The organism is Glutamicibacter halophytocola (genome assembly GCF_001302565.1).
Taxonomy (GTDB): Bacteria; Actinomycetota; Actinomycetes; order Actinomycetales; family Micrococcaceae; genus Glutamicibacter; species Glutamicibacter halophytocola.
Genome location: NZ_CP012750.1, coordinates 571,822 through 583,883, shown reverse-complemented (window position 1 = coordinate 583,883; position 12,062 = coordinate 571,822). Strand labels below are relative to the sequence as shown.

The 12,062-nt window shown below is 58.6% G+C and carries 7 protein-coding genes and 2 tRNA genes; 5 read left to right on the top strand and 4 right to left on the bottom strand.

Translation table 11 applies throughout. The features are described from left to right. Positions 1 to 66: 66 nt before the first annotated feature. Positions 67 to 1,044 carry an NAD(P)H-quinone oxidoreductase gene (locus AOZ07_RS02665; protein ID WP_060700593.1) on the bottom strand — a complete coding sequence of 326 codons (978 nt, stop codon included), beginning with the start codon at positions 1,042 to 1,044 and terminating at the stop codon, positions 67 to 69. A 62-nt stretch (positions 1,045 to 1,106) separates the two neighbouring features. Here AOZ07_RS02665 and AOZ07_RS02660 point away from each other — a divergent pair. Then, positions 1,107 to 1,194: transfer RNA gene (locus tag AOZ07_RS02660), tRNA-Ser, on the top strand. 47 nt (positions 1,195 to 1,241) lie between these two features. Here the strand turns inward: AOZ07_RS02660 and AOZ07_RS02655 are convergent. Next, entirely contained in the window at positions 1,242 to 3,245 is a 2,004-nt protein-coding gene (locus tag AOZ07_RS02655; RefSeq protein WP_060700592.1) for an FAD/NAD(P)-binding protein, read from the bottom strand. Positions 3,246 to 3,314: 69 nt separating this feature from the next. Between AOZ07_RS02655 and AOZ07_RS02650 the strand changes: the two genes are divergently transcribed. From AOZ07_RS02650 to AOZ07_RS18640, 3 genes are all read left to right on the top strand, one after another. After that, positions 3,315 to 5,402, top strand: a complete 2,088-nt coding sequence (locus tag AOZ07_RS02650; protein WP_060703270.1) for a prolyl oligopeptidase family serine peptidase — start codon at positions 3,315 to 3,317, stop codon at positions 5,400 to 5,402. A 63-nt stretch (positions 5,403 to 5,465) separates the two neighbouring features. Next, positions 5,466 to 5,557 (top strand) — tRNA-Ser (locus tag AOZ07_RS02645). An 86-nt stretch (positions 5,558 to 5,643) separates the two neighbouring features. After that, complete coding sequence (locus tag AOZ07_RS18640; protein ID WP_171919333.1) at positions 5,644 to 5,880, top strand: hypothetical protein; 237 nt, start codon at positions 5,644 to 5,646, stop codon at positions 5,878 to 5,880. Positions 5,881 to 7,387: 1,507 nt separating this feature from the next. On the opposite strand, the gene AOZ07_RS02640 is transcribed toward AOZ07_RS18640, so the two are convergent. Together AOZ07_RS02640 and AOZ07_RS02635 are read right to left on the bottom strand one after the other, a co-directional pair. Beyond that, positions 7,388 to 8,302 (bottom strand): hypothetical protein, encoded by a 915-nt coding sequence (locus AOZ07_RS02640; protein ID WP_060700591.1) that lies wholly within the window; start codon positions 8,300 to 8,302, stop codon positions 7,388 to 7,390. A 30-nt stretch (positions 8,303 to 8,332) separates the two neighbouring features. Beyond that, a complete protein-coding gene (locus AOZ07_RS02635) occupies positions 8,333 to 10,453 on the bottom strand; it encodes a RecQ family ATP-dependent DNA helicase (protein ID WP_060700590.1) in 2,121 nt (706 codons plus the stop codon). A gap of 176 nt (positions 10,454 to 10,629) precedes the next feature. On the opposite strand from AOZ07_RS02635, the gene AOZ07_RS02630 reads away from it, so the two are divergent. Further along, positions 10,630 to 12,054 (top strand): phosphomannomutase/phosphoglucomutase, encoded by a 1,425-nt coding sequence (locus tag AOZ07_RS02630; RefSeq protein WP_171918632.1) that lies wholly within the window; start codon positions 10,630 to 10,632, stop codon positions 12,052 to 12,054. The last annotated feature ends 8 nt before the right edge of the window (positions 12,055 to 12,062 follow it).

Genomic DNA, 12,062 nt, shown 5'->3' with positions numbered 1-12,062 from the left:
GCCCCTATAAGATCGGTCACGTGATTAAGGCTACTGTGTCACTTTACGCGCCTGAAACATTTCCGGCTAAACCCTCACGACGATCTTTCCCGTGTGCTCACCTGAATCAAAATACTCATGAGCACTAGTCAGATCGGAAAATTCGAAGACTTTGGACACGTTGATGGACAGTTTGCCCTCATCGACCAACGGCATCACTCGTGCGACGGCCTGCTTGATGATCTCGCTCTTCTGCTCCAGCGGCCTGGACCGGAGAGTCGTGGCGATCACCCGCGCCCGCTTTCCGAGCATCACGCCCAGATTCAGTTCAGCTTTCGTTCCTCCCTGCAGGCCAATAACTACCAAACGCCCATCCACGGCGAGCGCATTGATGTTGCTCTGCAGGTACTTGGCTCCGATAACGTCAAGGATCAGGTTCACTCCCTGTCCATCGGTCAGTTCCTTGACGCGCTGCTCAAAATCCTCTTCTCGGTAGTTGATGCCCTCATCAGCTCCCAGCTGCTGGCAGTACGCAAGCTTCTGGGCCGATGACGCCGTGACAATCACCCGTGCGCCGGCCGCCTTGGCCAGTTGAATCGCCATGGAACCGATGCCGCCAGCGCCACCGTGAATCAAGATTGCCTGGCCTTCTTGCAGCCCGCCCTCGATGAACAGATTGGAGACTACCGTTGCGGAAACTTCTGGCAGCGCGGCGGCTTCCACGCTGGAGAGTTCATCGGGGATTCTGATGAGCAGTTCGGCCGGCACGTTGACGTACTGCGCATAGCCGCCTCCGGCCAGCAGGGCCGCTACGCGGGTTCCAATGCTCCACTCGGTCACCCCGGCACCAACCGCGGCAATGCTTCCGGATACTTCCAGCCCTGGAATGTCGCTGGCACCTGGAGGAGGTGGATACACGCCCTTTCGCTGTTGGACGTCTGCCCGATTCAAACCAAAAGCTTCGACCTTGACTAGTACTTCCCCGGGGCCGGCAGCAGGGATTTGCCGTTCGGTAAGTTCAATAACTTCTGGCCCGCCACCAGCGTTGTAGATGTAGGCATTCATTGTTTGGCTCATGGGGCCCAATTCCTTTCATTCGGGGTTCATGCCGTATACTTTTTCGGGTTGGATGGTTGTCCGAGCGGCCGAAGGAGCTGGTCTTGAAAACCAGTAGGCGGCAACCCCGTCTCATGGGTTCAAATCCCATACCATCCGCGTTATGAGTTTGGCGGGCTGATCTTCGGATCGGCCCGCCAAGCTGTTTAATGCCGTTCGGCCGGCAGCCCTTCGCCCACCAGGAAACCGGCAAGGCGCGCCACTTCGTTGGCCACGTGGGTAGCGTCCTTGAGTGTTCGTGCTGCGGGATTGTTCAGGTCACCGGCTTGCGCAGCAATGGCAGTCCCCCATTGGGCTGAGGATAGCTGCAGTCCCATCACAAAAATGCCGCGGTGGGCCAGGGCCTCGCTGTTGACCAGCCGGTAGGGTTCGCCAACAACATCAAATCCCGAGCCCGGGAGGCTTTCACCTTCAGAATTGCGCCACGTGTGCGCCCGGCCAACGTGGTCCTTGAGCAACTGCCTGATCAGCGTTGTGTCATTCTGCAGTACGCGGTTGCTGGGCATCATTGCTTCGCACATGGTCTTGGCTGTGTGCACTTCTGCGTCCACCCATGGCGATGAAGCCGTGAACTGGCCAGAAACTTCATCAAAGGCGAACTCGGGCTCCGGGCCGATAAAGGTCACGATGCCAGCGCGGGACAGCGCCAGCAGCTGTTCAATGCGTTCCAAGGGCGGCCCGGAGGCCAGCCCCTCGACCAGCGGCTCGAAGTGTGCCTGGATCTCTTCTATTCGAGATTGCTCGTCGATAGCGCCTGCGACTATCAGTTCCTTGACCAGCATGCGACCGGCGTTCATGGTCATGATTGCGCAGGACAGCGGGTCATCGAGTCCCGCTGAGCTGTGCCGGGCATTGCTGGCCAGATAATCCTGCACTGCCAGTTGGTAGTCCTCGTTGGAGGCAAAACCGATCTCTTCAAAGGGGCGTGCGAGCTTGGGAACATCCAGCCATTGAATCTCCGGGAATTGCGAGATGAATTTGCGCAGCTCTCCCAACCACACCTGGCTGCCTTCACGGTGTTCGGCTACGAGGATTGCCTCTAGCTGGTCAACGAATTCTTCTGCTGTGGACCCCGCAGGCGCACCGCTGATCTGGACGCACTGCCGATAATAGGCAAAGAGCACATCACGATGCAGCTTGGGCCAAATATGCCGCGAGAATTCTAAAGTGGCGTTTGAATTTGTCGCCCGGATCTCGGCCAAGTGGCCGATCAGATCCTGGACATCAAGAAAGCGCAGTTGAATCTCATCGGGAATGAACTGGTCAACTACCGGCTTGCCCCAGTACGGAGTTCCGCGGCGCGAGGCGACAATGAGTTCCGGCTCCCTCCCGGAACCAACGTACTCAAGGCGCTGCCCTGGCTCGGCACCGACTTCCCGGAATATGCCGCCTCGGCCCAAGGTCAGTTCTGCCATGCAGTCAAAGAAGTTCAATCCCAGTCCGCGAATCAGCGCTGGCTGGCCCCCTACGAATTTATTGAAATCCAGGTCCGCCGGGATATTCGGGGGCAGATAGGTAGCGCCGGAATTAGTCGCGGCTTCCTGAAGCTGCTTTTGCCACGGATTCAGCTCTGCACTTTGATGCCCCAGAGCCAGCACCACTGCGTCCACCGGCAAATGCTGCACCTCGGAACCGTGAGCCGCCGCTTGGTATTCCAATTGGTACCCGTTGCCCTGCGTCCGCAGCGCCAGAACCTCGGCGGCAACATGCTGGATGCTGAAGGAATCATGCTCACGCAACACCTCGCAGCTTCGGTCAAAAACATGCTCCAGATATTCGCCGTAGATGGCCCGTGAGGGATAGGTCCCCGCGTCAATGCGCTCAATGGTTCTCGCATGGTCTTCGCTGAGCTGCCGTCCATCGCCCTTCAGCTGCACAAACTGCCTGAAACTCAGGCCAGGCTCATCGGTGGCCCGTTCCGGCGCGACCGTAGGAAATGAAGCGGGGGTGTTCATCCAGAAGTTCTCCGACTGGCGTGGATTCCAGACATGCCCCGATCCGGGACGGTACGGGTCAAAAACCACAATGTTCAGCCGGCTGCCTTTGGGCGTCAGCTTTAGTGCCAAGTCAGCAAATCTTTCGACCACACTGGTGCCGCGCGGGCCCGCCCCGACAATGGCCAGGCTGTACTCATTCTTGGGGTTCTCCATCACGGTGCTCACTCCTATAGGTTATTACCTTCAACGCAGGCCACGAGCCCCAACGCATAGACTATGCCCATGACTGAGCAAGTTTCTAAGGCGACGAGCACCGATCCATATTCATGGCTGGAAGGGACCCGCGACGAAGCTGCCCTGAATTGGGTACGCCAGCAGACGCAGCGGACTGAAGACGAGCTCTACGATGACTCGTTCCGCGGACAGGTCCAGCACATCAAGTCTGTTCTCGATGCCCAGGACCGCATCCCGATGGTCACAAAACGCGGCGAGCACTACTACAACTTCTGGCGCGACTCGGAACACCGTCTGGGACTTTGGCGGCGCACAACCTGGCAGTCCTATCTCACCGATGCTCCTGAGTGGGAGGTCCTGCTCGATCTGGATGCCTTGGCGATCGCCGAAGGACAAGAATGGCATTTTGCTGGATCCTCGCTGCTTCGTCCACAGAAGTCAGAACCCTACGAACGGGCGCTGATTCGCCTGAGCCCCGACGGTGGCGATCAGGTGCGCGTCCGCGAGTTTGACTTGACCAGCAAGGGTTTTGTCGAAGACGGCTTCGACTTGCCGTTGGCCAAGACCCAGGCCTCCTGGATTGACCGGGACACCTTGCTGGTCGGCTCAGCCAGTAGCGGGCAATTCACCACGCGATCCACCTACTCGAGCACGCTGCGCCGCGTCGGTCGGGGCATTGGAATTGAAGAGGCGCCGATACTGTTCGAGGTCGACAAGGAGCATGTGGCTGCCTTCGGCTACTACGATTCCACCCCGGGCTTTGAGCGCGTGGTGACCACTGACGCCATTGATTTCTATCATTCGATCACCGGGGTCTTCCTCGATGGAGAGCATCATGTAATTGATGTGCCCACCGATGTTCAGGTCAGCCTTCACCGGCAATGGGTGCTGTTCGCCCCGCAAACTGATTGGGAGCATCAAGGCCAGGTCGTCGCAGCCGGCTCATTGGCGATCGCCCAGCTCGATGTGTTCCTAGCCCATGGAACTATCGAAAGAGTGCTCTTTGCCCCCGATGAAAGCACTGCCTTGGAGTCTTTGAGCTTCACCGCAAACTATCTGCTTCTCACTATTTTGCATCACGTCGCCGCTCAGGTGCGCGTCATTAGCCTGCGCGATAATTTCAGCGAATCGCAAATGCCGCTGGAAGATCCGATGCTGAGCATTTCGGTGGGTGCCGTCGACGATGAAGACGGCCTCGCTGGCGATGACTATTGGATGACGGTCACCGGTTTCACCACTCCGACGACGTTGTTGAGAGGTGCCGTCGGTTCCAAAGCCGCCACGGTGAAGAAATCACCAGAACGCTTCCCCGCCGATGGACTTGCTGTCACCCAGCATTTCGCAACCTCAGCTGATGGCACTCGGGTTCCCTACTTCCAGGTGGCGCCCGAAGACGTGGTTCTTGATGGGCAGAACCCGGTACTGATGGATGGCTATGGCGGATTCCAGCACAGCATGACCCCTGGCTATGCCGCCGCGATGGGCGTGGGATGGCTGTCTCGCCACAACGATAGCGGCCGACGAGCAATATACGTGATGGCCAACATTCGAGGAGGCGGCGAATATGGTCCGGCTTGGCACCGTGCGGCCCTGCGCGAAAAACGCCACCGGGCCTACGAGGATTTTGCGGCGATCGCCGAAGACCTGGTGCAACGTGATGTGACCTCACGCGAGCATTTGGCCGCTACCGGCCGATCCAATGGCGGTCTGCTCATGGGCAACATGATTGCCGGGTACCCCCAGCTGTTCGGCGCCATCTCCTGCGGAGTCCCGCTGCTTGACATGCAGCGCTACACCCAGCTCGCCGCGGGGCATTCATGGATCGCCGAATACGGGGATCCTGAAATCCCCGAGGATTGGAAGTTCCTTCGGACGTTTTCTCCCGTGCATCGCCTCAGTGACCAGCCTCATCCAGTGGATGACTATCCTGCGTCGTTGATTTGGACCACAACCTCCGATGACCGGGTCGGTCCCTCGCAAGCACGCATCATGGCGGCCAAAATGATGGATCTGGGTATTGATAATGTGCGGTATCACGAGCCAGAAGGTGGCGGCCATGCGGGTTCCACCGACAACGAGTCAACCGCGAAAATGCTGGCTACAAGTTACGAATTCCTCTGGCGACATGTGCAGTAGCCGACTCGTTTTGGAACACGCGCCTATCTTCAGGTAGGCTAGATTCTGCTGGAAACAGCGGATGGACACGTGCCAGAGCGGCCGAATGGACTTCACTGCTAATGAAGGGTCGGGCTAAAACTCGACCGGGGGTTCAAATCCCCCCGTGTCCGCCATAAAACCCCTACTCAGGTAGGGGTTTTTTTCTTCCAACGCCATGGAACCGGGCAAAAGCGTCATAGCCTTGCCGCATACTAACTTCATGGCAAGCTTCGACACCTACACCAGCCGAAAAACATCACGAATTACCGTGTCCGCTGGTACTCAGATCACGATCTCCTATCGCAGATATTCGACACCGAAAAAGACGCGCTCCGATGGTTCAGATGACCTAGCAGGTGCGCGCGCCACAGATGGTATCGTCCAGGTAATTCTCAATGCTGTTCCTCTCCCCTTCTTGTCCATGTCGATGACTCGCACGATGCCGCCGACCGCATAGCGCGCGGGTTATGGTGAGTCATGCGAGCCGGATGTGGCAGATCCCCCGATCCATCCATCGGAGGCTTTGTCGTGGTTGGGTCAGCGGGTGTTGGCATCGATGTGAAGATCCACAAGGGCAGGAGCAAGAAAGTAGTTCATAGTCGAATTCTTTCGGGCCGAGGAAAACCCAGAGACCTCTCGTGCCCGGGCATTAGACAAGCCACCGCGCTGGGTGGCTTAGGTTTCTGGTGTGTAGTTCGGCTTCAGCTTGCCGACATCCCTGGCAAGTTTGTTTAGGGCTTGTCAGATTCCTCTGCGATCGCTTTATGCTGGTTGAGCGTTGCGATGTTCTCAGCGAGTTTCTCCGCATTCTCCGCCAGCATATAGGCTGTTTTGTTTCGCGAACTTCAATGCGCTCCGTCTGGTCTTTGACTGATCCACCCTGAGTCGACGTGACCTCACGTTGGATCCGCCCAGTCCTTTTCTCCAAAGCGAGGGTCTTAGCGGAGACACCAAGCGCTGCGGGCTGGATGGTTTTTCCGGCGCGGCCCTTCTTCTCTGGTTTCCCGTTCCACTCGTCGAGCAAGTCCGCGAATTCTCGTAGCCGGCACCCGCTGACCCCAGCGGCTTCAAATAGAACGCCGCAAGAGTACGAGGGTGGATATTATCCCCATCGCTTGAGACCAGCTCTTAGGAATTCAGGGATCGGGGGCATCAGTCCTCCATATGCCTGACAGTGTGGTTGGCATAATTACTTTGTTTTATAACTTTTGTGCAACGTTGGACTATTGGTGCACAAATAGCCCAAACCTTGTGATTAGCTGGGAATCCACGAAATGCTCATTGGGGGAAAATTGGGGTCAAGCAAAAGGTCATCTTCGGAATTCAGACCATTCAACGCGCCGTTGATTATAAGAGCCGCCGATGCAATCCATGATGATCATGAAGTCTACGAGGTAGCATGGCAATGCCCCGAATGTTCGCACAATTCGCTGGCGTCCGCTGCCTGCAGAGCGTCCGGATTTGACCCTGAAGTCTTCGCCGGAACGAACGAGTTTTGCCCGAATTGCGCTCAGTCGTTTGAAGGAAAAGCCGAAGAGTACTTCCTAGGGCCGTTGGCCAGGCCTGCAGGGGGTCATTAGATTATTGGCGAACCAGCCTAAACTGCTTGGAACTAGAAGGACAGGGCCTGACGCCACCCTGGTGAACGATGTCTCAGGACATGCAGGCCGTGTCAGCAAATGGTTCCGGGTGGCGGAATTGCTGTCGTGGTGGGCCGGATGGATATGTTGGAACCAGAGGCAGAACCGTCACCGATGTCCCAAGAGAAAACAATTTCTTTTTAATCCGCAAATTCACGCGCAGCTCAGAAGCCGCCTGCACCGCGAACGCCCAAGAAAGCCTCGAAGACTACTTTCCTGATGCTATCGGCGCCCGATTCCCTGCAACTGAAATCAAAAAAGGCGCCCCGAGCTTGGTGCTCGGGGCGCCGATTTGAAATCCTGCAGGCGAATCGTCAGCCTGCGCTAGTCCTTGCGCTTAACAAAGGTCTGCAGCATGTTCTGCACGATGTCTTCCGGCAACGACGTATGACGCACGATAATCTCTGACATGCGGTCCAAGTCAGTATCGGCGATCGCTTCAAAGAGTGCTTCACGGTCGGCTTCAGGCAGTTCCGCCGCGTCGAAGTGCACAGGTCCGTCAGGTCCTTGGCCCTCAAAACGGAAATCAGCAACACTGCCATCGGTTGCTCCACCGGACATTGGCGAGGTCGCGATCATCCGCTCCAGGTCTTCCACCGGCAGACCGGTGTAGCCATGCAAAATTTTTGCCGCTTCTTCAAAGTTGGAATCGCGCAGCATGGAGAACAGCTGGTCGTATTCATTTGCTGGCAATTGCTCGCTGGAGAATTCGCGGCTCTCGCCATCGAGCTCAAAGGCCATCTTGAAGTGGGTAGCGCTCGGCTCATTTTCCAAGCCGAACTGCTCGCTCCACTCCTGCGGAACCACCCAAAGGTCATCAGTGGATTCCGGATGGGAGTCCTCTGCCTTGTCCGTGGATGCCTCGCGGTCTTCACGCTCGACCTGGGCTTCCAGCTTGTCGCTCAAGGCCTTGATCTCAGCATCATCAATTGGAAGTTCCTTGGCTGGAGCAACCTGCGGGTACTTATCGAGGCTGCGCACCGCGATGACGCAGTTCTTCACCGAATCGCCGGTAGCCGCACGGTAGATCTGCACGGCCCCCATGACATCGCCCTTGGCCAAGTTGCGGTAGACCGAGTTGCGAGAGGAATCATCTAGTTTCGCGTTAGCTGCTTCGGCCGCTTCGCGGGAGATCGCCTGCGCAACTTGCGCAGTGTTCTTCTTCCGCAATGCCTGCAGACCGAAGTAGCCCAGGGCAATCACGGCAATGACGACGACGAGCCAGATGATAATTTCCATACATCCAGACTACTTCGTTTAACTGTGCAATCACCCTGCTACGCCCAAAGTGAAAGGCAGGACACCTGGCGCCCCGGCAATCCGCAAAGCACGGCCGGCCATCGCCAGCGACCATCGCGAATCTGCAAGGTCGTCAACCAGCAAAATCGGACCGGGAGCCCCCGAAACCAGTTGTTCCAAGGCCATCGGAAGTTCGAAGGCGTCGGCTACCGCGGCCACGCGGAACGCGGAGTTGCCCCCGGAGCCGTTTTGCGGCCCCGCGCCCCGATACTCCAGCTGCCCCAAGTATCGAAGCCGCCCCACCTCGGCCAAGTTCTGAGCCAGCGAGGTGATCAGTTGCGGGCGCTTATTCGAAGGCATGGCAACAACACCCACCGGGCGTTCTTCCCAGTTCCATTCGGCCAGAACCTTGACACAGGCATCAAGCATCGCCTTGTCGATGGGGTGATCGGCCGGGTCGGCAAACAGCTGGCGCAAGCGATTGCCCCACCCGAGATCGGTCAGCCTGGCCAGTGCGCGGCCATTGGCCAGCTGCTCATCAACAGGAATTTTCCCCTTGAGCGAATAGCCCAATCGGTCCAGTCCCGAGGGGTAGAGCTTGCGCGGCTCGATCGGGATGCCGACCCGTCCCAACGCCGCCTGGGCGCTGTCCTTGGAATTTTCTGGAATGTGGTCATCGAACCAGACCCCGGCACAATTATCGCAACGGCCGCAGGCCACCGAGCGCGGGTCATCCAGTGCCTCGGTCAGAAACTGCATTCGGCAACCCCGGGTGTTCTCGTAGCTGACCATCAGGGTTTGCTCGTGAATGCGGCTTTGCGCCACGCGCTTGTACCGATCAGCGTCATAGGCCCACGGCATATCGGTGCGCATCCAGCCACCGGCTACGCGTTCCACGGCCCCGTCCACGGCCAGCACCTTCAGCAATAGCTCCAGCGGGGAACGGCGCAAATTCACCGCGCTCTCCAAGGCAGGAACGCTCATCGCGCCATCGGTGCTGGCCAAGGCGTCAAGCACCTGGGTAGCGCGGAGCTGATCCGGCATGGAACTGGTGGCGAAATACTCCCAGATTTCCGAATCGTCCGGGCCAGGAAGCAGCAATACGTCGGCATTCACACTGCCACGGCCGGCACGGCCAACCTGCTGGTAGTACGCTACCGGCGAGCTCGGGGCACCCACGTGAAGCACAAATCCCAGATCTGGCTTATCGAAGCCCATCCCCAGCGCGCTGGTTGCAATCAGCGCTTTGACCTCATTGTTTTTCAGGGCTTGTTCTAGCCGCTCGCGCTCCTCCAAATCGGTGCGCCCGGTGTAGGCGGCCACTTCATGCCCGGCTTCACGCAATAATCTGGCGATATCCTCAGCTGCGGACACGGTGAGCGTGTAGATAATGCCGGAGCCCTTGAAGTCGTTGATGTGGCTGAGCAGCCACGCCAGCTGCATACGCGGAGATGGCAGGCGCAGCACGCCAAGGCGCAGCGAATCACGGGCCAGGGTGCCGCGCAGGGTGAATACCTGCTCGGTCCCGCCGGCCAGTTGTTCAGCGACGTCTTCAACCACGCGGCTATTGGCTGTTGCGGTGGTGGCCAGCACTGGCAGGCCCTGGGGCAAGCGGGCGATCAGGTCGCGAATGCGGCGATAGTCCGGGCGGAAGTCATGGCCCCAGTCGGAAATGCAGTGCGCTTCATCGATTACCAGCAAGCCCAAACGCTGCATCAGCATGGGCAATTGCTGTTCGCGGAAGGACGGATTGTTCAGCCGCTCGGGCGAGACCAGCAGCACATCAAGTTCATTGCGCTGCAGCTTGTCAAGAATTTCACGCCATTCGAGCACATTGGCCGAGTTGATGGCCGCGGCACGGACCCCGGCACGTTCTGCGGCGGCCACCTGGTCGCGCATCAGTGCCAGCAGCGGGGAGACGATCAGGGTCGGGCCATAGCCTTGCTGCCGAAGCAGCAGCGACGCGATGAAGTACACCGCGGATTTTCCCCAGCCAGTACGCTGGACCACCAGCGCGCGGCGGCGTTCAGCGACCAGGGCTTCGATCGCTTCATACTGTCCGTCGTGGAACTGGGCTTCCGGGTTTTGCACCAGGGCGCGCAATTTCTGCAGCGCCAGTGTTTTCAGATCCACCTGCATTGAGCCATCCATGGCTCAAGTATTTCAGTTTCCTCCCCTGTTTTAGTTCCGGGGCGGGACGATTTGTGCAAGAAGCGGGAAACAGAGGGTGACGGGAACCTTTATTTAGCGGAAGTGTTAGGCATTTCCCATGCACAATAGCGCCATTCTCGATGATTTGAATCAGTCAAACCGGTAGGCTGAAAGGTGTGAGTGAAGAAATTGATCTTAATCAGAGCTTTAAGGCCTACGACGTTCGCGGCGTAGTCGGCGAGAGCCTGAATGCCGAAGCGATCGAAGCTATCGGCGCTGCCTTTGTCGATGTCTTGTCCCTGGCCGGCAAGGACGTATTGGTCGGTGGCGACATGCGCCCGTCCTCGGCAGAATTTTCCCAGGCCTTTGCCCGCGGTGCCACCTACCGGGGCGCCAACGTCATCATGCTCGGATTGATTTCCACTGACGAGCTGTACTTCGCTTCCGGCAAGCTGGATGCAGCCGGCGTCGTTTTCACCGCCAGCCACAACCCTGCCCAGTACAACGGCATCAAGATGTCCAAGGCTGGCGCTCGTCCGATCTCCTCGGCCACCGGCCTCTTCGACATCCGCGACCTCGCGCAGCAGTACCTGGACGAGGGCCTGCCGGTCTCCGGCGATGCCCCGCAAGGAACCATCTCCGAGCGCGATGTCCTGGCAGACTACGCCGCCTACCTGCGCGAACTGGTTGATCTCTCGGCCATCCGCCCATTGAAGATGGTGGTGGATGCTGGCAACGGCATGGGCGGCATGACCACCCCTGCGGTCCTCGGCGATACCGTGCTTGCGGCGCTGCCTTTGGAAATCATCCCGCTGTACTTCGAGCTCGATGGCACCTTCCCCAATCACCCGGCCAACCCGCTGGAACCGGAAAACCTCAAGGATCTTCAAGCCGCGGTGCTGGAGCACTCCGCCGATCTGGGACTGGCCTTCGACGGGGATGCCGACCGCTGCTTCGTGATCGATGAGCGCGGCCTGCCGCTCTCCCCATCGGCGATCACCGCACTGGTTGCGGTCCGCGAAATCGCTCGTGTGCAGGCCGCCGGCGAAGCGAACCCGGTGATCATCCACAACCTGATCACTTCCAAGGCTGTTCCTGAATTTGTCGCCAAGTCTGGCGGCACCCCGGTGATGACCCGCGTGGGCCACTCCTTCATCAAGGCCGAGATGGCGACCCAGGGCGCGGTTTTCGGTGGCGAGCACTCCGCCCACTACTACTTCCGCGATTTCTACAATGCCGACACCGGCATGCTTGCTGCCATGCATGTTTTGGCGGCGCTGGGCGGGCAGGACCTTCCGCTCTCCGAACTGGGCGCCGAGTATGAGCCCTATGTTGCCACCGGCGAGATCAATTCGCAGGTTGAGGACAAGGAGGCCGCCACCGCTTCGGTGCTCGCGCACTTTGACGGACAGCCGGTGGATGTGATGACCATGGATGGCACGACCATTTCTGCTGCCGACGGCAGCTGGTGGATCAACCTGCGCCCGTCCAACACCGAACCATACCTTCGCTTCAACGGCGAGGGCCGCACCGCAGAAATCATCGAGCCTGTGCGCGATGCCGTATTGGCGATCGTGCGCGGAGAAAACGCCACCAACTAGCAAAGGGA